Annotated in this window: 27 protein-coding genes; 21 read left to right on the forward strand and 6 right to left on the reverse strand. The window is 48.5% G+C overall.

Features of this window, described 5'->3' with window-relative positions; genetic code table 11:
* Positions 1-154: 154 nt before the first annotated feature.
* Positions 155-1,282 carry a M20/M25/M40 family metallo-hydrolase gene (locus IRJ25_RS05295; protein ID WP_012726541.1) on the forward strand — a complete coding sequence of 376 codons (1,128 nt, stop codon included), beginning with the start codon at positions 155-157 and terminating at the stop codon, positions 1,280-1,282.
* A gap of 45 nt (positions 1,283-1,327) precedes the next feature.
* Here IRJ25_RS05295 and IRJ25_RS05300 read toward each other — a convergent pair whose 3' ends face one another.
* A complete protein-coding gene (locus IRJ25_RS05300) occupies positions 1,328-1,501 on the reverse strand; it encodes a hypothetical protein (protein WP_012726540.1) in 174 nt (57 codons plus the stop codon).
* 73 nt (positions 1,502-1,574) lie between these two features.
* Here IRJ25_RS05300 and rnz point away from each other — a divergent pair, with 73 nt between their 5' ends.
* The 7 genes from rnz to IRJ25_RS05335 are packed head-to-tail and all read left to right on the forward strand — an operon-like array spanning position 1,575 to position 6,236.
* Complete coding sequence (gene rnz / locus IRJ25_RS05305; RefSeq protein ID WP_214686918.1) at positions 1,575-2,480, forward strand: ribonuclease Z; 906 nt, start codon at positions 1,575-1,577, stop codon at positions 2,478-2,480.
* Position 2,481: 1 nt separating this feature from the next.
* The gene (locus IRJ25_RS05310) at positions 2,482-3,366 is read left to right on the forward strand and encodes a hypothetical protein (RefSeq protein WP_214781414.1); all 885 of its coding nucleotides are present in this window, start codon (positions 2,482-2,484) and stop codon (positions 3,364-3,366) included.
* Positions 3,363-3,773, forward strand: coding sequence for a DUF4430 domain-containing protein (locus IRJ25_RS05315; RefSeq protein WP_214781412.1), 411 nt, complete (start codon positions 3,363-3,365; stop codon positions 3,771-3,773). The genes IRJ25_RS05310 and IRJ25_RS05315 overlap by 4 nt, the downstream gene beginning before the upstream one ends.
* Positions 3,724-4,410 (forward strand): hypothetical protein, encoded by a 687-nt coding sequence (locus IRJ25_RS05320; protein WP_251131626.1) that lies wholly within the window; start codon positions 3,724-3,726, stop codon positions 4,408-4,410. The genes IRJ25_RS05315 and IRJ25_RS05320 overlap by 50 nt, the downstream gene beginning before the upstream one ends.
* Positions 4,388-5,344 carry an ATP-binding cassette domain-containing protein gene (locus tag IRJ25_RS05325; protein ID WP_269317872.1) on the forward strand — a complete coding sequence of 319 codons (957 nt, stop codon included), beginning with the start codon at positions 4,388-4,390 and terminating at the stop codon, positions 5,342-5,344. Before IRJ25_RS05320 ends, IRJ25_RS05325 begins: the two co-directional genes overlap by 23 nt.
* Complete coding sequence (locus IRJ25_RS05330; protein WP_159562442.1) at positions 5,317-5,862, forward strand: hypothetical protein; 546 nt, start codon at positions 5,317-5,319, stop codon at positions 5,860-5,862. Before IRJ25_RS05325 ends, IRJ25_RS05330 begins: the two co-directional genes overlap by 28 nt.
* Positions 5,863-5,903: 41 nt before the next feature.
* Positions 5,904-6,236 carry a hypothetical protein gene (locus IRJ25_RS05335; RefSeq protein ID WP_196430840.1) on the forward strand — a complete coding sequence of 111 codons (333 nt, stop codon included), beginning with the start codon at positions 5,904-5,906 and terminating at the stop codon, positions 6,234-6,236.
* 30 nt (positions 6,237-6,266) lie between these two features.
* Here IRJ25_RS05335 and IRJ25_RS05340 read toward each other — a convergent pair whose 3' ends face one another.
* Complete coding sequence (locus tag IRJ25_RS05340) at positions 6,267-7,061, reverse strand: SDR family NAD(P)-dependent oxidoreductase (protein WP_159562440.1); 795 nt, start codon at positions 7,059-7,061, stop codon at positions 6,267-6,269.
* 151 nt (positions 7,062-7,212) lie between these two features.
* On the opposite strand from IRJ25_RS05340, the gene IRJ25_RS05345 reads away from it, so the two are divergent.
* From IRJ25_RS05345 to IRJ25_RS05355, 3 genes are all read left to right on the forward strand, one after another.
* Positions 7,213-8,109, forward strand: coding sequence for a peptidase U32 family protein (locus IRJ25_RS05345; RefSeq protein ID WP_244150779.1), 897 nt, complete (start codon positions 7,213-7,215; stop codon positions 8,107-8,109).
* 9 nt (positions 8,110-8,118) lie between these two features.
* Positions 8,119-9,360 carry a peptidase U32 family protein gene (locus IRJ25_RS05350; RefSeq protein ID WP_196430838.1) on the forward strand — a complete coding sequence of 414 codons (1,242 nt, stop codon included), beginning with the start codon at positions 8,119-8,121 and terminating at the stop codon, positions 9,358-9,360.
* A 78-nt stretch (positions 9,361-9,438) separates the two neighbouring features.
* The gene (locus tag IRJ25_RS05355) at positions 9,439-10,836 is read left to right on the forward strand and encodes an MATE family efflux transporter (protein WP_269317873.1); all 1,398 of its coding nucleotides are present in this window, start codon (positions 9,439-9,441) and stop codon (positions 10,834-10,836) included.
* Here IRJ25_RS05355 and IRJ25_RS05360 read toward each other — a convergent pair whose 3' ends face one another.
* Complete coding sequence (locus tag IRJ25_RS05360) at positions 10,837-11,700, reverse strand: DMT family transporter (RefSeq protein WP_214781400.1); 864 nt, start codon at positions 11,698-11,700, stop codon at positions 10,837-10,839.
* Between the two features lie 199 nt (positions 11,701-11,899).
* On the opposite strand from IRJ25_RS05360, the gene IRJ25_RS05365 reads away from it, so the two are divergent.
* Positions 11,900-14,026: a DNA topoisomerase III gene (locus IRJ25_RS05365; protein WP_214690788.1), complete on the forward strand. Its 2,127-nt coding sequence runs from the start codon at positions 11,900-11,902 to the stop codon at positions 14,024-14,026.
* 14 nt (positions 14,027-14,040) lie between these two features.
* Here the strand turns inward: IRJ25_RS05365 and ytzI are convergent, their stop codons facing one another.
* Positions 14,041-14,232, reverse strand: a complete 192-nt coding sequence (gene ytzI, locus IRJ25_RS05370) for a YtzI protein (protein ID WP_074036770.1) — start codon at positions 14,230-14,232, stop codon at positions 14,041-14,043.
* A 144-nt stretch (positions 14,233-14,376) separates the two neighbouring features.
* On the opposite strand from ytzI, the gene IRJ25_RS05375 reads away from it, so the two are divergent.
* Positions 14,377-15,489, forward strand: a complete 1,113-nt coding sequence (locus IRJ25_RS05375; protein WP_074036772.1) for a PP2C family protein-serine/threonine phosphatase — start codon at positions 14,377-14,379, stop codon at positions 15,487-15,489.
* A 37-nt stretch (positions 15,490-15,526) separates the two neighbouring features.
* On the opposite strand, the gene IRJ25_RS05380 is transcribed toward IRJ25_RS05375, so the two are convergent.
* Positions 15,527-16,462: a magnesium transporter CorA family protein gene (locus IRJ25_RS05380; protein WP_012726524.1), complete on the reverse strand. Its 936-nt coding sequence runs from the start codon at positions 16,460-16,462 to the stop codon at positions 15,527-15,529.
* 156 nt (positions 16,463-16,618) lie between these two features.
* Here IRJ25_RS05380 and IRJ25_RS05385 point away from each other — a divergent pair, with 156 nt between their 5' ends.
* Entirely contained in the window at positions 16,619-16,981 is a 363-nt protein-coding gene (locus tag IRJ25_RS05385) for an Hpt domain-containing protein (protein WP_230872919.1), read from the forward strand.
* Between the two features lie 35 nt (positions 16,982-17,016).
* Here the strand turns inward: IRJ25_RS05385 and IRJ25_RS05390 are convergent, their stop codons facing one another.
* Entirely contained in the window at positions 17,017-17,898 is an 882-nt protein-coding gene (locus IRJ25_RS05390) for a chemotaxis protein CheV (protein ID WP_074036778.1), read from the reverse strand.
* 222 nt (positions 17,899-18,120) lie between these two features.
* Between IRJ25_RS05390 and IRJ25_RS05395 the strand changes: the two genes are divergently transcribed.
* The 7 genes from IRJ25_RS05395 to IRJ25_RS05425 all read left to right on the forward strand — a co-directional run bounded on the left by IRJ25_RS05395 (position 18,121) and on the right by IRJ25_RS05425 (position 24,909).
* A complete protein-coding gene (locus tag IRJ25_RS05395) occupies positions 18,121-19,557 on the forward strand; it encodes an NADP-dependent glyceraldehyde-3-phosphate dehydrogenase (RefSeq protein WP_214690790.1) in 1,437 nt (478 codons plus the stop codon).
* A gap of 108 nt (positions 19,558-19,665) precedes the next feature.
* Positions 19,666-20,640, forward strand: a complete 975-nt coding sequence (locus IRJ25_RS05400) for an MBL fold metallo-hydrolase (RefSeq protein ID WP_078147067.1) — start codon at positions 19,666-19,668, stop codon at positions 20,638-20,640.
* Positions 20,637-21,380 carry an SDR family NAD(P)-dependent oxidoreductase gene (locus IRJ25_RS05405; protein WP_214781396.1) on the forward strand — a complete coding sequence of 248 codons (744 nt, stop codon included), beginning with the start codon at positions 20,637-20,639 and terminating at the stop codon, positions 21,378-21,380. The genes IRJ25_RS05400 and IRJ25_RS05405 overlap by 4 nt, the downstream gene beginning before the upstream one ends.
* A 14-nt stretch (positions 21,381-21,394) precedes the next feature.
* Positions 21,395-22,570, forward strand: coding sequence for an ABC transporter substrate-binding protein (locus tag IRJ25_RS05410; RefSeq protein WP_214690792.1), 1,176 nt, complete (start codon positions 21,395-21,397; stop codon positions 22,568-22,570).
* The gene (locus IRJ25_RS05415; protein ID WP_269317874.1) at positions 22,557-23,330 is read left to right on the forward strand and encodes an ABC transporter permease subunit; all 774 of its coding nucleotides are present in this window, start codon (positions 22,557-22,559) and stop codon (positions 23,328-23,330) included. Before IRJ25_RS05410 ends, IRJ25_RS05415 begins: the two co-directional genes overlap by 14 nt.
* On the forward strand, positions 23,327-24,034 hold the full coding sequence (locus IRJ25_RS05420; protein ID WP_214781393.1) for an ABC transporter permease subunit: 708 nt from the start codon (positions 23,327-23,329) through the stop codon (positions 24,032-24,034). The genes IRJ25_RS05415 and IRJ25_RS05420 overlap by 4 nt, the downstream gene beginning before the upstream one ends.
* Positions 24,031-24,909 carry an ABC transporter ATP-binding protein gene (locus IRJ25_RS05425; protein WP_074036787.1) on the forward strand — a complete coding sequence of 293 codons (879 nt, stop codon included), beginning with the start codon at positions 24,031-24,033 and terminating at the stop codon, positions 24,907-24,909. Before IRJ25_RS05420 ends, IRJ25_RS05425 begins: the two co-directional genes overlap by 4 nt.

The raw sequence follows: 24,909 nt of genomic DNA on the forward strand, positions 1-24,909 counted from the left end.
ATTTGAATGATGCGTTGTCGTCTTTTCTGTTTTTTCTTCATGGTCTGCCTCCATATACGTGTTTGCCATCATTGTACAGAATGGAAAAGATTCGTGCAATCCAGGGGAGTTTGATATAATGGTCAAGAAATGTTTGGATGGAGGGATGTTGTTTATGGTAAACGAGACACGCGTGCTCGACACATTTTTAGGATTGGTCGGCATCGATTCAGAAACGAAGGAAGAAGCGGTCATCTGTGAACATTTGAAAGGTGTATTCACAGAGCTTGGCTGCGACGTCTACGAGGACGACGCATCAACGAAGACGGCACACTCTGGTAACAACTTGATCATCACGTTGCCTGCAACGAAAGAAAATGTTGATCCGATTTACTTTACGGCTCACATGGATACGGTCACTCCAGGTAAAGGAATCAAGACGAGCATCAAAGACGGATATGTCGTCACGGATGGTACGACGATTCTCGGAGCAGACGACAAGACCGGCCTCACTGCGATGATCGAACTCGTGCGTGTATTGAAAGAAAAACAAATTCCACATGGTCAAATCCAGTTCGTGATCACGGTCGGGGAAGAATCAGGTCTCGTCGGTGCGAAAGTATTGGATTTATCAAAAATCGATGCGAAGTTCGGTTTTGCCCTTGATTCGGATGGACCAGTTGGAGACATCATTGTCGCCGCTCCGACTCAAGCAAAAGTGAACGCGAAGATTTACGGGAAGACGGCTCATGCTGGTGTCGCACCTGAAAAAGGAATCTCGGCGATTCAAATCGCAGCGAAAGCCATCGCGAAGATGCCGCTCGGTCGTATCGATGAAGAGACGACAGCCAACATCGGACGTTTCGAAGGGGGCCGCGCGACAAACATCGTGTGTGACTATGTCGAGGTTCTTGCTGAGGCCCGTTCCCTCATCCATGAGAAGATGGAGAAACAGGCGGAAACGATGAAACAAGCGTACATCGAGGTCGCTGAGTCGTTCGGTGGTCGTGCCGAAGTGGACATCGACATCATGTATCCTGGATTCAAGTTTGAGGAAGGGGACGAAGTCGTTGAGGTGGCGAAACGTGCGGCTCAGACAATCGGACGTCCGACTCGAATCTTACACTCAGGGGGCGGTTCGGATGCGAACGTCATCGCCGGTGGGGGAATCCCGACAGTCAACTTGGCGGTCGGCTATGAAGAGATTCATACGACGAACGAACGGATGCCACTTGAAGAGTTGTATAAACTCGTCGAATATGTCGTGACAATCGTTGAAGAAGTCGCATCACCTAAGCAATAAAAAAGAGCCGACCATTCGTCGGCTCTTCGTATGTGTTCGTACTCGTTATGCTGCGAACTCCAGTGATTCTAAAATCAACTCGTCTGTGCAATGAAGTTCGATCGCTATGTCGTGAATGCGGATAGAGGTGCCTTGTTCCTGTTGGTGCAAGCGATTCATCAAAGCTGCGCGTTCTCGAATCGTCTCATAAATCGATTCGGGTTGTTCTGCCTTGGTCATCACAAATCACATCCTTTTCAGCGATTACGTCAAGTATAGCATGGAACGGCTTGAAGAAAGGAATTAAATATTTATGAAGTTACAGTTTTTAGGAACTGGGTCGGGGATGCCTTCGAAACAGCGCAACGTATCAGGGCTAGCTCTCGATTTATCGAACGTGACCTGGCTGATTGATTGTGGCGAGGGCACGCAACACCAAATGCTCTATACGAAAATCAAACCGAGAAAAGTGACAGCGGTATGGGTGACGCATCTTCATGGTGACCATGTATTCGGATTGCCTGGATTCTTATCGACTCGTTCGGCACTCGATGGAACCGCCCCCTTGACCGTCTATGGACCAAAAGGATTGAAAAAATGGCTTGAAGCTACTTTGCGTGTCACAGGCTCACATCTAGGATACGAGCTGACCGTGATCGAGTACTCGGACGGGGACACATTCATACAAGACGACCATCTCGTCACTGTGCGAAAATTAGAGCATCGGTTCCCTTCATTCGGTTTCCGAATCGATGGTCCAGAAAAACCGGGCATGCTACGCGTCGATCTTGTAAGAGAACTCGGTATTCCAAGTGGACCGATTTATCGAACCATCAAAGAATCAGACCGATTTGAATTTGAAGGAAAATGGTATGACTCTAAAGAATACGTCACTGAACCGATTCCGGGAAAAATCGTAGCGATTTTAGGAGATACAATCCCGTGTGAGAACGCGCAGAAGTTGGCGGATGGAGCAGACCTCCTCGTTCACGAGGCGACGTTTATGGAGGCGGAACAAGCGCTCGCTCGGAAGTATGGTCACTCGACGACACGTGAAGCGACCGCTCTAGCGAATGCGTGCGCCGTCGGCAAGCTGATTGTGACACACATCTCAGCACGCTATGTCGGACGAGAGGAAGAATTTGTTCAAGAAGTTGTGTCGGATTTTCCATCGAGTCTCGTTGCGACGGACTTTTTAGAATATACAGTGGGGGAGTGATGTGACCATTCAACTCTATGTATGGGCAGCCTTTTTAGTAATCAGCGTTCTATTAGGGATTCGATTGAATCAATTAAAAGAGTCGGAAGCGAACTTTTTTCCAAAGTTCTTATTTTATTCACTGCTTGGAATCGTGTCTTTCCCCATCGGCGGTTTTCACATTCCGATTGGCTTTCTATTGTCTTTTTTGTTCTTTCCGAAACAGAACAGCCGGTATAAATGGTATGGGGCACTGTTAGGGTTCTTCTTTTTTCTTGTCTTGCTTTTTGTCCCGTTATTCGATCAATCCGGGTTTCGTTCCGAATCGCAACAAATCGGCGCCGTTTCGGTCACGGATGAATCGTTTGATGACATGACCGAAAAATTGTTACAACGAATCAATAGTGAATCGATTAAATTAGATCGTGGGAAACTACAGATCGACCGAGAAGGGAACGTTCAATCCATTGAGTACTTACTCATGGTGGAACGAGCCGAATCGTTCCAACAGATCCGTGTAACATACGGCTCAGGACAACTTTCGTATGAACAAGTCGATGAACTGCGTAAAGAATCTGGACAGGCCTTTTTTGAAAAGCTTGTCGAATTCGACCACATGCTGTCGACGTTACGAGGTCCTTCATGGGATGAATATACTGACGTCGTTTCTGCCCCAGTGTTACAACTTTCCTATGATGGGCTGTATGACATGTACACGTTCGAAAACGAATCGATGCTCATGATCAATCGGGACAATGAACTGGTCAAGTTCTGGCTCCAGCGCGAACCAGTCCTCGCAAACAGCATCCAACTCGTCGGACTGACACGGGAAGGACGAAGTTCAGGCGAACGTTTTGCGATACTATATAATTATTCGATACATCAACGAGAGGATTTGACAGAATGATCAAACCGTATTTGAGTATTTCACTATTAACGACCGCACTTCTTGTCGGATGTGGCGGAGAAGAAGCCCAACAAGAGGCGTGCGATGTAAGTCCGACCATTTCCGTATACAATGCGGCGACGGAAGAGACACTCTATCAAGAGAAGAGCGTCTGTTTGGAAGAGGATGCGACCGTGCTCGACGCATTGAAAGCGACAGGGCTTGACCTCGAAGTGACAGGAAGCGGAGACATGTCGTACGTGACGGCAATCGAAGGCATCGAAGAAAAATCTGAAGGACAATCGTCAGGCTGGGTATTTGCTTTTAATGGCGCGCCCGGAGATGAAGGGGCCGGTGCTAAAGAAGTAGAATCGAGGGATGTCATTCAGTGGCGGTTTGAAGAAGATGCGATTGCTTTCTTCGAATGAGGCAGATTGGGAGCGGCGACATCCTGTCACGCTCCTTTTCTTTCTATTTAGTCATCTATTCATTCTGACGTATATCTATGATGTCACAGTATTTGTCATCGGCCTTGTCCTTTTGCTCATGCTTGAACGTCGGTTTCCATGGACGATGCTCATCGTATTGATTGCGTTTGCTGTTGTCTCGGTCTTCCCTGCATTGTTCGGATGGGAGTTATCGCTCACTTACATATGGCGTCAGCTATTGAAGTTGGCTACTTTCTTACTTGGCATGCTTTGGATTTCTCGGATTGTTCGATTGGAACGATTGCTCCCACTTCTCTATAAATGGCCCCGTTCAACTTCCCTCTTGTACGGGGCGTGGGCACTTATTCCTTCGATGGAACGAGCGGTACGTCAGTCGCTCAGAAGTCACCCGAAAGGAGCCTGGCAAGAAGCAATCGAGATTGGCATTAATAGCCAAAGGCATGAGCCACGATTTGCGGTCGAGCCGATGCGTCGCTTCCGATTTGAGGATGTTCTCCAACTCTTTATGATTGGCTTGATTGGCTACGTATCACTCGAGTGGACCATCATCCCATGGCTCATCTATCCATACGTCACAAAAGGAGGTGTTCGTGATGCAATGGCTTTCTACCGTTGACGGGTCGCTCGAGGCATATATCGAGCGGTATCGTCCTCGAGTCATCAGAATGAATCAACCATTCTCAGGAAAAGTTGGTCATTTATTATCCCGTGTTGATTCGCTTCGGGGGGCGGAACTCGCCTCACTCTTACAAATCGATGCCCTGTATCCAAAAGCGTTTGACGCCTGTTCAAGCGGTGAGCAACAGATTGTACAAGTCGCTTATGCTCTATTAGATCAGCCCGAAGCAATTGTACTTATCGAACCGTTCCGCTACCTCGATCAATTCCGTAGAGAACATCTAGAGATGCTACTTCGTCGTACTTCCGGTCTCGGTGTTCGGATTGGTTATACGGAACGGGCGCAAGAATCGTCTGAAGACATGAAAATCACTTTCCGACAATCGGAGACGATACCAAGAATTGAAGCGACCGATGTATCCTATCGTCATCCGCTTCAGGCGACTTATGCCATTGAAGAAGTGACGGTCCAAATGAATGAACCGGGCCTCACCGTCTGTATTGGGACGAACGGAAGTGGAAAATCGACGTTGCTCGAACTTTTAGCAAGGAGCAGACGCCCTCTTCGTGGACGGGTGAAGCGGGGGGAGCGAGCTGCTTATCTTCCTGCCGAAACGGAATACGGTCCGTTTCCGCAAGAATCGAACCGGAGGATCGCTCAACTACAAGCCGTCCTGAACGACTCGGCAAGCGTCCTTTTGCTCGATGAACCGACGGTGGATTTAACGAATGGGGAACGTACGGCGTTCCTTGAAGCGCTCTTGAAAAAGTCCGAATCAGCACGTGTGCTTTGTGCGACACATGATTTGGCGTTAGTCGACCAAGCGACGGACGTGATTTACCTTGCGAGTGGGCGCGTGGTCTTTGAAGGAGAACGGTCACTCTTTCAAGAACGGAGTACGCTATGGTCACATACGTCCTCGCCATTCTGATTGCCATCCTGGTCCTGTATCGATTTGAGAAATCCGATCTCCCGGTTCAACCGCTCGTGCAGCTCTTGGCACTCGCAGTCATCGGTCGCTGGCTTTTCATGACGATTCCGAACGTACAACCGACGACAGCCATTTTGATGCTGACGGCACTATGTATTGGATTGAATGCTGCGGCGGTCCTTGCGCTCTTCGTACCCATCTTGTCAGGTCTGTTGCTCGGGATCGGACCGTTCGTCTTCTATCAATTTTTAGGCTGGCTCCTTATCGTAACGCTCGTCAGCAGTTTTAGACCGTTATGGATGAAGTCGAACATCCTTTTTCTTCTGTTTGGTTTTTTGTCCGGATTTATATATGGATGGACGACCAATCTAGCGTTCTTCGAAGTGATTGGAGCTGATTTTTGGAAGCTACTTCTACTCAGCGTCCCGTTTGACTTGGCACATGGGCTATCGAATGTCGTTTTCCTCTTTTTAATCCGTCCCTTGTTCGAGCGCATATTCCTTCGTCAGCTCGGGTAAACATACAATAGTCATATCATTTTGAGTGAGGTGAACGACGGATGGGTGCATATATCAATCTCACAGAAGTCGGCATGTTTCTACTCGTAGGACTATTGTTTATCTTGTTAAACCTGATTCTATTGGCAAAACGTTACACGAGAGCCCGTTTTGCCATGATCAGCATCCTTGCGGCGAGCGTGTGGCCAGCACTCATGATTGTGCTTTCCGTGGAACAACTGAGCATCATGGACCAGCTCACGTCAGGAGACCTGACGCTCGATGCCGTCATGGCGTGGGGAGTCGTCATCGCTACAGCGCTGATGACTATGATTCCGGCAGGTGTATTTCTACACCGGCTTGTGAACGTCTCTCGCTTACACTCTGAACCATAAAAGGAGCGAACCGATGCGGTCGCTCCTTTTTCATGTGGTCGATTCAGCAGGTGTTCCATCAGCCGGTTTTTGGACGCGACGTAATACTTCGAGACTGAGAGCTCGTGGCATCAATTTGGCGACCCCGACCAATAACTGATTAGAGAGTCCAGGGATGACCACACGCTTGTTATTCATCACCCCTTTGTATCCGAAGAAGGCGACGAGATGAGATGGCATTTTCGAGAATGACAATTCACTCCCGGCACGATTAAAGAAGTTCGTATCCGTCGGGCCAGGGCATAACACACTCACATGCACGCCACTACCTTTCACCTCGGCATGAATCGCTTCAGTGAATGAGAGGACATAGGCTTTCGTCGCGTAATAGACGGCCATATATGGACCAGGTTGGAAGGCAGCGACGGATGCAACGTTCAACACATATCCGTGGTCACGTTCGAGCATGCCAGGCAAATAGGCTTTCGTCAGTTCGGTCAACGTATTGACGTTCAATCGGACCTCGTCGGCTTCCGTCTCAGCATCAAGGTCGGCGAACGCGCCGGACGTGCCAAACCCGGCATTGTTAATTAAAAAGTCGACAGTGAGGCCAGCTTCGGCAATCATCGTCGTCAATCGGACTGCTGCGCCATGTTTTGCCAAATCTAGAGCAAAGACATGTACGTTGATGCGATAACGTGTCTCAAGTACTTTTTTTAGTTCATGCAATCGTGGTTCGTTCCGAGATACTAAAATACAGTCGTAGCCGTCGCGAGCGGCGAGTACGGCCAAGTCTAGACCGATGCCCATCGAGGCGCCGGTGATTAAAGCTGTCTTTGACAACATGATCCACTCCTTTGATGAAAAGTCATACATTGTTACTGAATTCTTCACGAGTTGTTAAAATCCTGCTCCGTTCGCACATTGAAACATATGCTAAAGTATAGCAAGAAAATGTGATTAGACTCACAAAGTAGGGAGTAGAACAAATATGATGATTCAGCTCGTCACTACGGCGCAAAGCGTTGATCAGGCAGAAGCGTTAATCAAAGCCGGCGCGGACCGACTATATATCGGAAATTCAAGGTTTGGGTTGAGACAAAAAGGTGACTGGACAATCGATGCTGTGAGAGAAGTCACACAACTTGCCCATCGGTATGGGAAAGAAGTGACGGTAGCCGTCAACAACCTGATGCACAATGACCACATTGAAGAGTTAAAAGATTATTTGCAAACGCTGAAAACGATAGGAGTCGATGATGTCACCGCTGGAGACCCCGGCGCCATTCGCTTGATTCGACAGGCAAAGATTCCGTATTGGTATGATGCCCAAACGCTCGTCACATCCGCCAAACAGATCCAATTTTGGGGGAAACGCGAAGCGATTGGAGCGGTCGTCGCCCGCGAAGTGACAATCGAAGAACTCGTCTTGATCCAGCAGCAAATCGGACTTCCTGTTGAAGTACAAGTATATGGTCCGACATGCATCCATCACTCTAAACGCCCACTCGTGACGAATTACTTTAACGAACTCGGAAGACCGGTTGAAGAAGCAAAACAACGCGAATTTTATATGAGCGAACCGGCAGATACGACCAGTCGTTATCCCATCTATGAGGACGAGAACGGCACCCATATTTTCTCTGAGGATTTGACGCTCATGGGTCAGCTTCCGACGTTAGTCAAAAATGGACTTCACACGTGGAAGCTAGACGGATGGCACGCCGGGGACCAGTTTGTTGAAATCGTTCAGTTGTTTACTTATGCCCGGACGAATTTGTTGAACGGTCGATTTGATCGTGTAGAGATGGAACATCGTCTTCACGAGCTTCAACCGGAAACGTTCCGTCTCGGTACGGGACTGTGGTTGCGAAAACCAGAAGAGATTAAGTGAGGGATCAAGATGAAACGACGTCCAGAATTATTAGCGCCAGCAGGAAACTTAGAGAAATTAAAGATGGCCATCCATTATGGTGCCGATGCGGTCTATATCGGCGGACAGCAGTTCGGGTTACGTTCACGTGCCGGTAATTTCAGTTATGACGAGATGCGTGAGGGGGTAGCCTTCGCACATGCGTACGGCGCGAAAGTATACGTCGCTGCGAACATGGTGACGCATGAAGGCGATATCGAGGGGGCAGGTGACTTCTTCCGAACACTTCGAGATATCGGAATCGATGCAGTCATCGTCTCGGATCCAGCGATGATTGAAACTTGTCTTACGGAAGCAGAAGGGTTGCCCGTCCATTTGTCGACCCAAGCTTCGGCGACAAACTACGAGACCCTTCGTTTCTGGAAGGAAGAAGGACTCGAACGAATCGTCTTGGCTCGTGAGGTATCGATGGATGAAATCATTAAAATGAAACAGGAAGTCGATGTCGAAATTGAGACGTTCGTCCATGGGGCGATGTGTATCTCGTATTCCGGTCGATGCACGTTATCAAATCACATGACATTACGAGATGCCAACCGTGGGGGATGTGCCCAATCATGCCGCTGGAAATATGGTTTCTTTGAAGAAGGTGATCTTCTAACAGAAGAGATGGAAGCGCGTGACGAAGAGCCGTTCTCGATGAGTTCAGTTGATTTATCGATGGTCCGCCACATTCCTGACTTGGTGGAGGCAGGAGTCGATAGTTTGAAGATAGAGGGACGAATGAAATCGATTCATTACGTCGCGACGGTGTGTAACGTCTATCGTCAAGTGATTGATGCGTACTGTGAAGATCCAGAGCATTTCGTCTTCGACCCTGCATGGGAAGAAGAAATTTGGAAAGCGGCCCAACGTGAACTCGCGACCGGGTTCTATTACGGGATCCCGACTGAAAAAGAGCAATTGTTCGGGAAACCTCGTTCGATTCCGCAATTTGCGTTTGCGGCTCGTGTCATCTCATACGACCCTGTGACGGGTATGGCAACGCTCGAACAGCGGAATCACTTTTCAATCGGTGAAGAGGTTGAATTTTTCGGACCCGGATTTGTTCGTTTTTCACAAGTCATTGATACGATGGAGGATGTGGACGGTCACCTCCTCGAGTCTGCTAACCAAGCGATGATGACAATTCGTGTAAAAGTGGATCGGCCGGTCGCAACCGATTACATTATGCGTAAGCGAAAAGGTGTGCGTGCTCGTTCGCTCGTTTGACACATCCACCGAGCCAACATAGTCGCCCGTTCCGTTCAATCCTGCTACCCTAAGAAGTAGAGACGGAGGGATGGAAGAATGAACCAAAATACGGAGCAATTACGGACTGAGCCCATCGGCAGACTCCTCTTCAAGTTATCGCTTCCGGCGATGATTGGGATGCTCGTGACGGCGCTCTACAATATCATTGATACGATTTTTGTCGCCCGAGGGATCGGTGCATCGGCAGTCGCTGCCATCGGGATTGCGTTTCCGATTCAGATGATTTTAATGGCCGTGTCGAGTGCCGTTGGTCTAGGTGGGGCGTCTATCAGTTCGAGGAAGCTTGGACGCGGTGACGATGCCGGTGCAGCCGTTACATTCTTGAACGTACTTGTCCTCGTCGGTCTGTTTGCGGCACTTGCGGTCAGTTCTGCTTTCTTTATGTTAGATGACATTTTAAAAGTGTTCGGTGCGACGACCGAAATCATGGATCTCAGCCGACAGTACTTATCAGTTGTCTTGATCAGTTCACCATTCTTCATGTTCACACTCGCTTCGAGTGCGATGGTTCGTGCTGAAGGACAGGCACCTTATCAAATGAAGGTCATGCTGACGACCGTTCTCGTCAACCTCGTGACGACCCCGCTCTTCATTTTCACGTTCGACTGGGGCATGTACGGGGCAGCGACTTCTACGGCACTCGCCCAAGTCATCGGTTCCGTATTGATGCTGCGCTTCTTCTTCGCCCGAAAACCAAAAACGGAACTGCGCTTCAAGTGGCGTCAGTTCCGGATTCGATTCGATGAGATAACAGAAATCATGGCAATCGGTTCGTCTTCGTTCATCATGATGGTGTCCCAATCCATTTTATTTGTTGGTGTCAACGTGATGCTCGGTACGTACGGCGGGACCGAAGAATTGGCCATTTTCGCCATTATCAACAAGTTCATGGCGCTCGTTGGTATGCCAATCATGGGAATCGTCCAAGGGATGCAACCAATCGTTGGATATAACTACGGTGCAGAGCGATTCGACCGAATGCGTGAAACCATTTGGACGGCGATGCGGGCCGGGATTGCGATTGCTGTCATCATTTGGTTGATTCTGCAGCTATTCCCGCAAACACTCATGGGCTGGTTCTCGACGGATGAGGCGCTCATTGCTGGCGGTGTGACGGCGATTCACATTTTGTTCGCCGTTTCCTTCCTTCCGAGTGTTCAGATGCTCGTCAATGGAATCTATCAGTCCCTCGGGAAAGCACGCGTCGCTATGTTCTTGTCCCTTTCACGTCAGACGCTCTACACGATTCCGCTCGTCTTTATTCTCCCGTCGTTCCTCGGAGTGTTCGGCGTATGGTTGGCATTCCCAATCGCTGATGCGATGACATTTTTGACGGCTGTTGCTTTGGCATTCTGGGACCGTAAATTATTGTTCCGTCCTTCAGAAGAAGATAAAGAAGCACATGATGTAAATCCAAATGCGACAAACTTATAATCAAGCGTCCGCTCGTGTCGAGCGGGCGTCTTCTTTTAGGAACAAGTATATCCCACCGAGGAGGACGACGGCTCCAATCCATTGGAACGGTCCAAGTCGCTCTCCGAAGAAGGCGTATCCAAACAGCATTCCCCACAACGCCTCTCCAAGAATCGTGATACTGACGACGGTCGCACTGACACGGGCAAGCGCATAGTTGAACAGGTTGTGCCCGAGGATTGTCGGGAAGAAAGCGAGCGCGAGGAAGTACCACCAGTTGATGGATTCAAAGGCAGTGAATGTCGTGCCGCGAACGAGCAACATGAAGCAAAGCACGACCGTCGCAACGAGATATACGCTAAAAGAATATGTATTCGTGTTCATCGAAGCTCGTACATGCTGTCCAACGAGCCAATACCCTGCAATCAATAGGGCGGCAATCAAGGCGAGTAGGTCTCCGAAGAGGGCTTCACGGCCGAGTTGAACGTCCCCTGCAGCAACGAGCATGCCCCCAAGGACAGCGACGAGCGCGAAGGCAAGTCCTTTTCGAGTCGGATTCTTTTTAAAGATGAGTGCATTCCCGATCAACACAAAAATTGGACTCGACGTGACAAATAGTGTGGAGCTGGCAACCGTCGTGTAATCGAGTGACAAAAACCAAAGCCAAAAGTGAAACGCCAGTAACGTTCCGCTAAGGAGTAGAGCGTAGCGAGTCATGAGGCGCGTGGTGATGAGTGATTTGAAATCGACAAACGGTAACAACATGAGACACGTGAACAGCATACGGTAAAATGCGGCAGTCTCGGCAGGTGCCGACGTCCATTTGACGAAGAGGACACTCGTCGATAAGAAAAAGACAGCAGCGAACAAGATGAGATAAGACATGGCGACACTCCTTCACAGTTGTACTTCTCTGTTAATAATATCGGAAAACAGCCACGAGGCAAGACACGATTCAAAAATAGCAAACAAATGCTCCCCTCTCGATGTGTCCATCTTTGACTTGATATAGTAAAATACATAGTAGAAGCTAGCTAATCATGTACGTCTTGCCGTTATGTAGGAGGCAAAGTAAGGAGTTCTTATGAGACTAATCATTGCGGAAAAGCCATCACAAGCTCAAAAGTTGGCTGCTCCCTACCCATCAAAAAAGCGAAAAGACGAGATTGAAATCTCACCTTGTCCCCGTTTCCCGGAAGGGGCGATTGTTGTATGGGCGGTCGGTCACCTTTGTGAACTTCAAGAACCGTCGCACTATCGACCGGAATGGAAGTCGTGGAAGTACGATTCACTTCCGATTGTACCAGAACGATTTGATTATCGTATTTCAAAAGGGAAGTCGAAACCGTTCTATGCCATCAAAAAATGGCTCCATGATCGCTCGATTACTGATGTCATCATCGCATCGGATGCCGAAAGGGAAGGGGAAGCAATCGTTCGTCTGATCCTCCGACTCGCAGGTAACAAAAAACCGCTTGCTCGACTATGGATCTCGAGTTTGACGGAGCAAGCAGTCGATCGTGGATTCTCGCAACTGTTGCCAGGTGAACAGACGATTCCATACTACCATGAGGCGATGAGCCGCGCCTGTGCGGACTGGCTCGTTGGGATGAATGCGTCTCGTGCCTATACGACGTTGTTGAAGACGATTGGGATTGAAGACGTATTCTCGCTCGGTCGTGTGCAAACCCCGACTCTTGCCTTAATCGTCAATCGCGAACGAGAAATCAAACAATTCGTGCCAGAACCATACTTCGAAGTCGAGGCGACACTTGCAAAAGGTCGAGGCACGTTCAAAGCGAAGTACACGTTTGGAAAGACAACAAAGCTCAAAACGCGTGAGGAAGCTGATGCGGTCGTCAAACGCGCATCTGGAACTGCGATTGTGAAGACAATCGACAAAGAAGAAAAAATTGAGCAACCGCCATTTTGGTTCAGTCTATCCGGATTACAAGCGGAGGCAGGGAAACGCTTCGGATTCGGAGCGAAAAAGACACTTGATATCGCTCAAAAGTTATATACGAAAGGGTGGATTAGTTACCCTCGGACCGATTCGGGATTTGTCACACCAGATGAGGCAACGCTATTTCCACAGACAAAGGCAAGACTGCTAAAGTCCGAAGCCTATGCCGGACTTCGTGACCTTTTGACTGAGGACCCGTCGAAAAATCGACGCTATGTCAATGCCAAGAAAGTCAGTGACCACTACGCAATCATCCCGACGGAGGCATGTGGTGACATCACTCGACTCGGTGGGGATGATGCGAAACTGTATGATTTGATCAATCGACGCTTCCTTGCGGCCTTTGCACCCGCAGCGATGCTCGAGAAGACAACGGTTGATTTGATTGATGGAAGCGACTTGTATCGAGCAAAAGGAACCGTCGTTGTGAGTCCTGGCTATCGACAAGTCGTTGAGATGAAATCAAAAGATGTCGAGCTTCCTGCGATGATGGTCGGTGAAGAATTAAAAGAGAAGAAAGTTGAAGTGTTGTCGAAACAGACAGAGCCACCGAAGCGATATACGGAGGGCGCGCTCATTATGGCGATGAAAGTCGCCGGGAAACAACTCGATGACGAAGAGCTGATTCATATCATGAAAGAAGTAGAGGGTCTTGGGACTGAGGCTACACGTGCCAACATCATCGATGGATTGAAGAAGCGAGGCTATGTCCAACTTCAGAAAAAAGAGCTTGTTCCAACAGACAAGGGTCGCCTGTTGATTGATGTCCTCGGAGATAGTATTTTGGCATCACCCGCCATGACGGCGAAATGGGAGAAGCGACTCCATGAGATCGGTCAAGCATCGGCATCCGCTGCCGAATTCATTGAACAAGCGAAGAAGATGTCCGTTCATTTGGTCGAAGAAGCGAAATCGCGAGTAGAGGCGGCTAATCCAGAGGGCTATACGATTGAGGCGAAACGTTATGGCAAGAAAGGAACGACTCGACCGAAGGCATCATTTGGTGTCTGTCCGAATTGTGGGAAAGGGCTTGTCGAACATCCAAAGTTCATCGGGTGCAGCGGTTATCGGGAAGGATGTCGCTTCACCGTCTCCAAACAAGTGCTTGGCGTCGGACTCGTCAAAGATGAGTTGAAGCAAATGATCAATGGCGGGCAGTCGAACGTCCATACGTTTAAAAAGGGAGACAAGACATTCAATGCCTCATTGTATTTAGAAAAAGGTATACTTCGATTTGAATTCAAATAAAAAAGGGTCGCGCATTAGAGCGGCCCTTCTGTCTGGTCAGTCTTTTCTCTCTTCTTGTCATCTTCAATGCGACGATTGATTTCGTCATAGTCGAGCACGATGTCGTCTTTATTGTCTTTATAGGCGTATCCTTTTTGGATGACGACGATGGATGCGATGAGGACGAGTAAAATAATTAAACCGCTTACGGCGAATATCCAGGCCATATGAACCCCTCACTTTCTCTCTTCAGTATGCCAAACAGTGGACAGGTTCTTCAACTAGAATGAATAGACGGTTATGTCGTGTGCGAGTGAAAAGATATGGTACAATACGATATAGATTACTACGTAGAGAAGGAAGGGATAGTCATGGCGATTTTGATTGTGGATGATGAACCGGTCAATACGCTCGTACTTGAGCAACTGCTTCACCAGCACGACTATGAGACGGTATCGGTCTCGAGTGGGGAAGAAGCGCTCGATTTACTGATGGCCCCACAAGCCGCATCGCTGTATGATCTCGTCCTGTTGGATGTCGAAATGCCTGGGATTTCAGGAATCGAGACGTGCAAACGGATTCGGCAGATGGCTGACTTTGAAGAGTTGCCGGTCATCATGGTTTCCGGACGAACGGAAGAGAAGCAGATTGCCGAGGGACTCGATGCGGAGGCGTCAGATTACACGACCAAACCAATCAAAATAACAGAATTACTCGCACGAATCCGTTCTGCCCTCCGTTATAAGGCGGCTGTTGATGAACGGAAAATTTATGAGGCCCGTCTTCAGTATGATTTGGACCTTGCCCAAAAGATTCAACAGAGTGCGCTTACGCCACCAATCAGTAATGAAGAGATTGATGTTCGTGCGCTCTATCTGCCTTCTAAAAAACTAGCCGGAGACATGTACGCGTGGTTTCAGGTCGCACCGGACCGATACGGGGTCATCATCTTTGATGTCATGGGACATGGGGTCTCATCGGCGCTCATCACGATGGGAATCCGTTCAATCCTACCGGGGCTTGTCGGGAACGTGCAATATCCGGTAGACGTCATGACGGAGTTGAACCGTCAGATGACGTTCCTCTTCTCGGGTGACGATATGCACAGCTACTTCACGGCGGTCTATTGCTACATCGACACGACAAAACGTCGAATCGAATATGTGAATGCGGGTCATCCGCCTGTCATCGTGACGTCAGAAGAAGGAAACTGTCGTCTTGAGACGACAGGGGTACCAGTCGGTATGTTCGAGGAACCGAATTATGAATCCAAAGAGATTGACATCACACCGAATATGACGCTTCATATGTATACGGATGGACTCATGGAGTGTTACAGCAAAGATATCGATGATGGGATTCGATGGCTAGAAAAGGACGTTTCCACATATGGTCTTGACTATAGTCGTCACGTCGCTGAACAGCTTGTGCCAAAGATTGAAATTGAAGACGACCTATGTCTCGTCACGGTCAAAATCACATGAAAAGAGCCTGACGCAACGTGCGTCAGGCTCTTTTTTGCTAGAAATATCGCTTTCGCCAAAGGATATAGAAGGCGAGACCGGAAAATCCAATCATCATCGTGATGGCCATGATGAATCCGAACGGTTGTCCTTCCCATGGAACTTGAACGTTCATCCCAAAAATTCCAGATATCATTGTCGGGATGCTGAGGACAATCGTGATGGATGCCAAGAATTTCATGACGAAGTTAACATTGTTCGAAATGATGGATCCGAATGCCTCCATCTTGATGCTGATGATGTCGTTATAAATCGATGCCATTTCCATCGCTTGTCGGTGTTCGACAAAAACGTCTTCGAGTAGTTCTTCGTCCTCTTCATGCTTCTCCAAACTCGGTGTCTTGACGATTCGGTCCAAGACGCTATCATTCGCTTTTAACGAAGTCATGAAGTAGACGAGAGATTTTTGAAGGTTCATCAACTGGAAAATCTCTTGGTTTCGCATGGAACGCTGCAACTCTTGCTCGAGTTCGTCCATTCTTCGGTCGATTTGACGCAAGAAGCGCAAATACGTCATGCTCACACGATGTAAAATCTGAAAGACGAAGCGACTACGATAGTTTGTTCGGAACAGTCTTGCCTTCCCGTTAGCGAACAAATTCAACACGTCGAGATCTCGCGAGCAGACGGTAATGAAATGTCGTCCGGTCACGATGATACCGAGCGGGATCGTATTATACGTGCGACCTGTATCATCTTCCTCCACATACGGAACGTCGATGATCATGAGAAGTCCTTCATCATCTTTTTCAAAACGTGGTTTCTCTTCGATATCAAGTGGGTCATATACAAAGTCTTCTGGAATGCCGGACGCCTCGATGACTTGATCGGCCTCATCTTTTGTCGGGTTCACGAGTTGGATCCAGCTTCCTTTATCAAAGTCTTCGATTTCATCCACATGGCCTGATGCGTCAGTACGGTAAATCGTCAGCATGCATCTTCCTCCTACCTTAACTCAATCTTATTATAGGTAGCCAAAATGAAGAGTGCAATCCAAAGCAGGAGTTTTTTTGTTTTCTCTCGAAAACGTGTTACAGTGAGAGGGAACGATTGGAATATCGTTTATTGAGGAGGGGTTATATTGACTAGAATGCCCGAAGACGCTCTGTTCAATGAAGAAAAACTAGCAGAGCTTCACCAAATCGCAAACGGAAACATTGAGTTCTTAAATAAAATTGCAACCACATATATCCAGCAGTTCGAGGCGAAGTATCCTGAACTTCAATCGGCAGTCGAGTCGAAAGATTATTCTCGCGTCGAGCAACTCGCCCATTTATTGAAAGGGGCCTCCTATTCAGTTGGTCTAGAACAGACGGCGCTTCTTTTCCACGACCTTGAAGTGGCTGGAGAAAATGCACATCTAGATGGAGCGACCGAAACATTGGCAACCATCGAATCGCATAGTAAGCGATTTTTAACCGAATGGAATACGCATTTTGAACAATTCACATAAAAAAGTTTGCGACGGAGAAGTCGCAAACTTTTTTATTATCCTACAAATTCATCGAGCGTCGCAATCAACATTCCGATTTCTGGTTTCGTGATTTGAGCGTTCGCACCGACGGCTTCCCCTTTATGTTTCAAGTCATCTGAAATGAGTGACGAGAAGATGATGATTGGAAGTGTTGCGTATTGGTCCATCTCACGAAGACGCTTCGTCAAATGAAGTCCATCCATCTGTGGCATCTCAATGTCGGTGATGAGGAGGTCACACTCGGCACCTTCTTGTTCAAACGCATCGAGTGCCTCTTTCCCGTTATTGAAGACAGTCGTATTGAAGTACCCCGCGTCATCCAACGTGTCGAGGATCAATGTGCGGAGCATTTCTGAATCTTCAGCTAGCCAAATGTTTTTGTTCGAGCGCTCACGAGCGCCGAGTCGCTTCACAGATTCGCGAGCCATGATGTCCTTACGTGACAACTCGAGCGCGATTCGCTCATAATCGAGCAAGATGATCATCTGGTCACCTGTTTTGACGACACCGTTTGTAATGCCTTGAACACCACGTGCGAGATCGGATGGGGTATCAATTTGTTCCCAAGAGATGCGTTTGATCTCGGTTACCTGGTCGACACGAAGAACCGACTTCTCACCGTTGAACTCACAGACAATCAAACGATCATCACTTCCGACTTCACGCGGATGGCTGATGACCATCGGAAGGTCGATGACGGTCATGACTTCACCGCGCAGCTCGATTAATCCCATGATGGCTTCAGGCGTACCTGGGAGTGGCGTCAATGGAAGCATCGTGATAATTTCACGTACTTTCATGACATTGATGCCGAACAAGAACGGTCCAGCTTGGAAAATGACGATTTCAAGTTCGTTCGTTCCTGCTTCAAGTAAAATATTATGATCAGTGCTCAATGGTAGTCCCTCCTATTTCACGTACTCTCATCTTTACTATCGGTATCCAATCGATAAATCTACAGTAAAAATAGTGTCAACTCTCATCAGAATTCACAAAAAGTTTCATAGTAACCGTTTACATCTCATAAACTGAATCGTTATAGTTGTCCAATGCAAAAAAATCTGCATACAATGGGGTTGGCAACGAGATATTACAGCTTACTCAGGAGGCAGATAGAGATGATGAGTATGAACACATATCCATATTTATTGAATGGTCAATGGCAGGAATCTTCAAGCAACGAAACGATTGAACTCGTTTCACCATATAAAGACGAAGTCGTAGGTCGCGTTCAAGCGATGTCACGCGATGAAGTCGATGAAGCCATCCATGGCGCAAAACGTGCACAACAAGAATGGGCGGCGCTTCCGGTCAACAAGCGCGCTGAATTATTGTATGCATGGGCAGAAAAACTCGAAGAACGCGTGGATGAGATTGGTCAAATCATCATGCGAGAAGTCGGGAAAAACTTGAACGACGCGAAGAAGGAAGTCGTACGGACGGCGGAAATCATTCGTTATACGGCAGAAGAAGGAATTCGCTTCAATGGCGGCTTCATGCAAGGTGATTCATTCCCAGGTGGCTCGAAAAACAAGATGGCCATCATCAAGAAAGAAGCGCTCGGTGTCATCCTCGCGATTTCACCGTTCAACTACCCGGTAAACTTGGCAGCTGCTAAGATTGCGCCGGCGCTCGTCACAGGAAATGCGGTAGTCTTCAAACCAGCGACGCAAGGTGCAATCAGTGGGATCAAGATGGTCGAGGCTCTTCACGATGCCGGTCTTCCAAAAGGTCTGTTGAACCTCGTGACAGGTCGCGGTTCGGTCATCGGTGACTACTTGACATCACACCCAGGGATCGACATGATCACGTTCACAGGTGGAACGGGTACGGGTCAACATTTGTCACAACAAGCGTCGATGGTACCGGTCGTACTCGAACTCGGCGGGAAAGACCCAGCCCTCGTTTTAGAGGATGCAGACTTGACGTTAGCAGCTGACCAAATTGTCAGCGGAGCGTTCTCATATTCAGGTCAACGTTGTACAGCAATCAAGCGCGTCTTCGTCCTTGAAAATCAGGCGGATGAGCTCGTCGATATGTTGAAAGAACGTGTCGCAAAACTTTCAGTCGGTTCACCGGAAGAGAACAGCTTCATCGTTCCTTTAGTTGATGCGAAGACGACGGATTATGTACAGGGTTTGATTGACGACGCCGTCAATAAAAAGGCAACGGTCGTTTACGGTAATAAGCGTGAAGGAAACTTGCTTCACCCGACATTGCTTGATCATGTGACGACAGATATGCGTGTCGCATGGGAAGAACCGTTCGGACCGGTCCTCCCGGTCATCCGTGTGAAATCACTCGACGAGATGATCGCACTCACGAATGAATCGGAGTTTGGTCTTCAGGCGAGCGTCTTCACACAAAACGTCAATAGCGCCTTCACGGTCGCTGATAAGTTAGAAGTCGGTACGGTCCAAGTGAACGGACGGACAGAACGCGGTCCAGACCACTTCCCATTCATCGGTGTCAAGCAATCGGGACTCGGTGTTCAAGGAATCGGACGTAGCCTTGAGACGATGACACGTGATAAAGTGACGGTCATCAACCTATAATATGAATCATTCATGAGGGAGAGACATCTCCCTCTTTTTTGTTTGATTGAAAACGCATCTTTCAGACGGGTATAATATAGAAAGACAGGAAGAAGGGGTGGTGATGACATGGCGGACTGGATTTCTAGCCAACTGGCAAGACTCGATATCCCGACACCGTTCGAAGTCGGGAACGTGAACGTATATATCGTTGAACATATGAACCGCTTCTTCATGGTCGATTGTGGACCAGACACAGAAGAGGCGTGGACCTCGTTGAACCGTCAACTTGAAGAGCTTGAACTCTCGTTGGCGGATATCGACTTTTTATTTTTGACACATCATCATGCTGATCATGCCGGACAAGCATGGCGTCTTCGCGACGCGTCCATCCCCGTGTACGGGCATGAAAAGCTCGTTCGATACTTAGAGCAAACCCCAAACTTTTTGAAGCGTGGCAATCACTTTTTACATGAATTGGCCATCTCTTTCGGGGCCCCGGCTCCCCTCGTGGAAAAATTACCAGACTATCGCGAAGCGCTTCGCTGGATTGGTCCGACGACTGTCACGATGACGTTCGGGGACGGGCAAGCATTGACCTCGGATGGGGCGTGGCAGACAATCCATTTACCTGGACACGCCAGTGACCAGCTCGGGTTGATTGGTCCCGGAGGAGTCTTGATTGCCGGAGATCACCTCATCGACAAGGTCGAACCAAATCCGCTCATCGAACAGCCGTATGATGACGAAGGATTTGCATCACCCGTCATTCTCTATATCGATTCGCTTAAAAAATTACGTGGGATTGATTTAAAGCTCGTCGTCAGTGGACACGGTGAACCGATTCACCATCCGAATGATTTAATCGAGAGTCGAATTCGCCAACGGTATGAGCGCAGTGAACAATTGCTTGCCGAATGGGAAGATGGACTTAGCGTTTTTGATTGGTCAATGAAGTTATATGGACGAAAGATGCGACGTGGGATGCCGCTCGTCTTCAGTGAAGTGTTTGCACGACTCAGTTTACTCGAGGAACGTGGCGACATCGAGAGACGTCGAGATGATCAAAAATGGATTTATACGAAGAAAGAAGTGATGTCGTGAAAAGAGTAGTCATTACTGGTGCGTCAAGCGGGCTCGGTGCCGCATTGGCGCATTCTTTTTATGAATATGGATACAACGTATTGTTGATTGGAAGAAATGAAGAACGGTTAAAAAAGATTGCCGCAACATGTGAAGGGGATTGGATGTGCGCGGATGTCGCAAAGTCAACGGCTCTCGTTCATGATGTGAGCGAACGGTTCGGGAAATTTGACGTATGGGTCAACAATGCAGGCATGGCCGAATTTGATTTTGTGACCGATCAGTCGACGGATGTGATAGAAGAAACGATGCGTGTGAACGCTCTCGCACCGATGCTGTTATCGCGAGATGTCGCCCGCGTGATGGAGCGAGAGGGTATCATTGTCAACATCTGTTCACAGGCTGCGAAAGTACCGACACCTAAGTCAGCCGTCTACGCAGGGTCAAAGGCGGCACTTTTACAGTTTTCGAACGCGCTCAGGCTAGAGTTGAAGCCCCGTGGCATTCACGTCATGACGGTCAATCCAGGACCGATTGCAACGCCGTTCTTTAATCGAGCTGATAAAAGTGGTACATATGCTGAAAGTGTTCAAAGGATCATGCTTGACCCGAAACAATTGGCTGATGCGATTGTCAGAGGAAGTCGTAAGCGAAAACGTGAAATCAATGCGCCGTGGTGGATGAACGTAGGGGCGAATGTGTATGCAATCTGTCCAACCATGTTCGAAATGCTCGCAAAACGGGGATTTGAGAAAAAGTAAAAAGGGGGATTATGATGAGGAAATGGAGAGTACTGCTCGCAACTGTCATGCTAACATTCGTGGCAGCGTGTGGGAGTGAACAGGCAGTTGAGTTTTCGGACTCGTTTGAAAAAGCAGCGACGACGGCAGAAGGGTCGACCGTCAACCTATATATGTGGGGTGGGGACGAGGGCATCAACAGCTACATCGATGACTACGTGGCACCTCGCCTCGAGGAATCTTACAATGTCGAATTGAACCGTGTCGCAATGGATACGGCAGAATTCATTCGACAATTATCACTCGATAAAAAAGCGGACAGACAAGTCGGGACGATTGATGCCGTCTGGATCAATGGCGATAATTTCCGAAATGCGAAAGAGGCTGGTCTTCTTCGAGACGGACTGATGGAACGTGTCCCGAACGCCGAGTTATTAAACGAAACGGCCCAGCAATCAGATGCTGGCACCCCGACAGAGGACTTGGAGCTCGCATGGGGGAATGTACAATTCATCATGCATTACGATGCTTCGAAAGTGGACAATCCTCCGCAATCGTTTGAAGAATTACGTCGCTGGACTGAAGACAATCCAGGTCGATTCACGTATCCTGAAGTCACAGATTTCACCGGGAATGCCTTCGTCCGCCATCTATTGTATGAACGATACGGTGACGAGTTGGACCAAAAAGCGACCATTGAGGATTCGTTCTGGGATGACTTGAAAGCGTGGTCTCCGAATTTGTGGAAAGACGGACAAACGTATCCAAAGACGCTCGAACAACTCGATCAGCTCTATGCATCGGGAGAAGTTTGGATGACGATGGGATTCAACGAACGTCGAGCCGAGGCGGAGGTGACGGAAGGGATTTTCCCGAAAGAGACACGCGCGCTCGTCCTCGATCACTCCATTGCCTCGACACACTTTTTAGCAGTCCCATTCAATGCCCCGAATCCAGATGGGGCGTTAGTCCTTCTTCAAGAACTGTTGTCTCCTGAAGCACAGCTTGTCAAACAAGGACCAGAATATTGGGGAGACGGCACATCACTCGACTTAACGAAGCTTGACGTGAATGACCAACGAGCGTTTGAAGAATTAGGGGAGGGTGTCACGTACCCAGATTCGGAGCAGTTGCTCGAACGTTCGATTCCGGATTATGGACCGAACGTGATTGACACCGTCCGCGAGGAGTGGCCACGTGTTGCGAAGTAGTGTCGCAGTGACGATCATGGTGTCGCTTCTTCCTCTCACTGCTCTCGTCTTTCTCGCCATAGAGTCAATGGGAACGGATTGGGGCTCGCTTTTAACAAATGAGACGTGGCGCGATAGTTTCGTCACGACGATTTATGTCGTCAGCGTATCGACCGGTCTATCGCTTGTAATCGGGACGTGGCTTGCAAGAACGGTCGTCCAAAAAGGTTGGCGTTTCCTATCATCTGTACTCCGACTTCCGATGTTTGTCCCTCACATTGCCGCTGCATACCTGTTTTGGTTATTGTTCACCGGAATGAACGGCATCGGATGGATTGAGGCGAACGAACGAAACTATGTCACGGTCATCCTGACCTATATATGGAAGGAGACACCGTTCGTCTTTTTAATGATGCTCGGGACATATGAGCAATTGAATCGGGGTTACGTCGAGATGGCGAAGACGCTCCAACTCTCTCCGTTTGACCAATTCAAACATGGGGAGTTGCCGTTTCTGATGAAACCATTACTCGATTCGGCATGGATTTTAATCGCCTTTATCTCGTTCGCATACGAGGTCCCGGCATTGCTCGGCGTGACTTACCCGAAACTTATCGGTGTCCTCGCGTATGAACGACTGTCGACTGGACTCTATTTAGAGGCGACAGAGCCTTATGCGGTCGCCCTCGTCTGGACATGTCTTGTCGGAATCGGCGTATTCCTATCTTACGTATTGACCGCATCCATACGACGACGAATTGAACGTGGGGTGAGACGATGATTCGACAAGGGCTTCTCATCTGTTTGACGTTCATACCGTTTATCAGCCTCTTTTTCGTAGTCCCGACATTTGAAATCGAGAACAACATGGCAATCGTTCATACGATAGGATTGATTGTGATTTTATCTGGGATCAATGTGTGGCTCTCGATGATGTGTGCCTGGTGGCTATTGTGGACAGATTCTAGATGGAAACATGTCATCGAATGGCTCGTCTTTTTACCATTGTTCATTCCGATGCTGGCCACATTGTTTGGCCTCTATCTGATCTTGGCGGAAGCCGGTCTGATTGGGACGTATGTCGGCGTCACCCTTGCTCTGCTCGTCGTGACGATTCCCTATTCAATCCGCCTCGCCTACAACGGAATGGCGGTCATCGGTCGACCACTTTTGGAACAAGCTCGGATTCTGCCATCGAGACGGCGAGTCATGTACGTGCTGTATCCGCTCTTTTCTAGATTGATGCGGACCATCGCGTTGTTCACGACCGTCATTTTGCTCAGTCAATTTGCGCTGATCCAGTTGATTGGTGCGGGATTGATTCCGACCGTGACGACAGAATTGTATCAATCTTATGCGGGAAACAATCGTGGTCTAGCTCTCTCGAACACATGGATGCTCATCCTATTCCCCGTTCTCCTCTATTTCCTGCTCTCAGGATGGGATCGGTATATGGTGCGTATGCTGAAAGGACGTCTTCAATGAGTTTGAATGTACAAAATCTATATAAACAATTTGGAACGAAACAAATACTAAATGGTGTCGACTTCGAGGTTAAACCTCACGACATTCACGCAATCGTCGGTGTGAGTGGTTCAGGGAAATCGACGATTCTACGAATCATCGCAGGTCTTGAGTCGACTGACAGCGGCGACGTGAAATGGAATCACCGTTCTTTAATCCCTATCCCTGCGCATAAACGGCGCGTGACGATGCTATCGCAAACGGCTTTATTGTTCCCACATTTGACAGTCGGAGAGAATGTCACGCTCGTGACTCGAGAGCGTTCTCGTAAGCAAGCCGAACATTGGCTACGAGTCGTTCAACTCGGTGACCGATATGATGCCGAGATACACGAACTGTCTGGTGGCGAACAACAACGGGTCAGTCTTGCCCGAGCTTTAGCTGCTGAACCAGAACTACTGTTATTAGATGAACCCTTTACAAACCTTGATCCCAAACTCAAGCTCGACTTGCAGCGTTTTATCCGGGACTTAGTGAAAGAACTCAACTTGACGGCGGTATTGGTCACTCATGATCGGGAAGAAGCGATGCTCATGGCAGACCAGGTGACGCTGATTGATGAAGGCAAGGTGACACGTACGGGGACGGTTGCGGAGTTATACGATACGGCCCCTGGATTCGGTGACTTTGTCATGCTCGATGGAGAACTGCGACCGTTGTCTGAGGTGGAGGTATCCGAAGCGACTGGTGTGTCGGTTCAGTTGATGAAGAAAATTTATCGATTCGGTCAATGTTTCGGGGAATATCAGTTCAAGGATGGACGATCCGTCATGTTACCGACGTGTGAAACGTACCAAACTGGAATGATTTATCGAATTAAACGAAAGGAGGAATAG

Source organism: Exiguobacterium sp. KJ 601, assembly GCF_027161185.1.
Lineage (GTDB): Bacteria > Bacillota > Bacilli > Exiguobacteriales > Exiguobacteriaceae > Exiguobacterium > Exiguobacterium profundum.

Excerpts from the sequence above, each read along its gene's own strand:
- IRJ25_RS05295 (WP_012726541.1), top strand. The coding sequence starts at position 155 with ATGGTAAACGAGACACGCGTGCTCGACACATTTTTAGGATTGGTCGGC.
- IRJ25_RS05300 (WP_012726540.1), bottom strand. The coding sequence starts at position 1,501 with ATGACCAAGGCAGAACAACCCGAATCGATTTATGAGACGATTCGAGAA.
- rnz (WP_214686918.1), top strand. The coding sequence starts at position 1,575 with ATGAAGTTACAGTTTTTAGGAACTGGGTCGGGGATGCCTTCGAAACAG.
- IRJ25_RS05315 (WP_214781412.1), top strand. The coding sequence starts at position 3,363 with ATGATCAAACCGTATTTGAGTATTTCACTATTAACGACCGCACTTCTT.
- IRJ25_RS05320 (WP_251131626.1), top strand. The coding sequence starts at position 3,724 with ATGTCATTCAGTGGCGGTTTGAAGAAGATGCGATTGCTTTCTTCGAAT.
- IRJ25_RS05325 (WP_269317872.1), top strand. The coding sequence starts at position 4,388 with ATGCAATGGCTTTCTACCGTTGACGGGTCGCTCGAGGCATATATCGAG.
- IRJ25_RS05330 (WP_159562442.1), top strand. The coding sequence starts at position 5,317 with ATGGTCACATACGTCCTCGCCATTCTGATTGCCATCCTGGTCCTGTAT.
- IRJ25_RS05335 (WP_196430840.1), top strand. The coding sequence starts at position 5,904 with ATGGGTGCATATATCAATCTCACAGAAGTCGGCATGTTTCTACTCGTA.
- IRJ25_RS05340 (WP_159562440.1), bottom strand. The coding sequence starts at position 7,061 with ATGTTGTCAAAGACAGCTTTAATCACCGGCGCCTCGATGGGCATCGGT.
- IRJ25_RS05350 (WP_196430838.1), top strand. The coding sequence starts at position 8,119 with ATGAAACGACGTCCAGAATTATTAGCGCCAGCAGGAAACTTAGAGAAA.
- IRJ25_RS05355 (WP_269317873.1), top strand. The coding sequence starts at position 9,439 with ATGAACCAAAATACGGAGCAATTACGGACTGAGCCCATCGGCAGACTC.
- IRJ25_RS05360 (WP_214781400.1), bottom strand. The coding sequence starts at position 11,700 with ATGTCTTATCTCATCTTGTTCGCTGCTGTCTTTTTCTTATCGACGAGT.
- IRJ25_RS05365 (WP_214690788.1), top strand. The coding sequence starts at position 11,900 with ATGAGACTAATCATTGCGGAAAAGCCATCACAAGCTCAAAAGTTGGCT.
- ytzI (WP_074036770.1), bottom strand. The coding sequence starts at position 14,232 with ATGGCCTGGATATTCGCCGTAAGCGGTTTAATTATTTTACTCGTCCTC.
- IRJ25_RS05375 (WP_074036772.1), top strand. The coding sequence starts at position 14,377 with ATGGCGATTTTGATTGTGGATGATGAACCGGTCAATACGCTCGTACTT.
- IRJ25_RS05380 (WP_012726524.1), bottom strand. The coding sequence starts at position 16,462 with ATGCTGACGATTTACCGTACTGACGCATCAGGCCATGTGGATGAAATC.
- IRJ25_RS05385 (WP_230872919.1), top strand. The coding sequence starts at position 16,619 with ATGCCCGAAGACGCTCTGTTCAATGAAGAAAAACTAGCAGAGCTTCAC.
- IRJ25_RS05395 (WP_214690790.1), top strand. The coding sequence starts at position 18,121 with ATGATGAGTATGAACACATATCCATATTTATTGAATGGTCAATGGCAG.
- IRJ25_RS05400 (WP_078147067.1), top strand. The coding sequence starts at position 19,666 with ATGGCGGACTGGATTTCTAGCCAACTGGCAAGACTCGATATCCCGACA.
- IRJ25_RS05410 (WP_214690792.1), top strand. The coding sequence starts at position 21,395 with ATGAGGAAATGGAGAGTACTGCTCGCAACTGTCATGCTAACATTCGTG.
- IRJ25_RS05420 (WP_214781393.1), top strand. The coding sequence starts at position 23,327 with ATGATTCGACAAGGGCTTCTCATCTGTTTGACGTTCATACCGTTTATC.
- IRJ25_RS05425 (WP_074036787.1), top strand. The coding sequence starts at position 24,031 with ATGAGTTTGAATGTACAAAATCTATATAAACAATTTGGAACGAAACAA.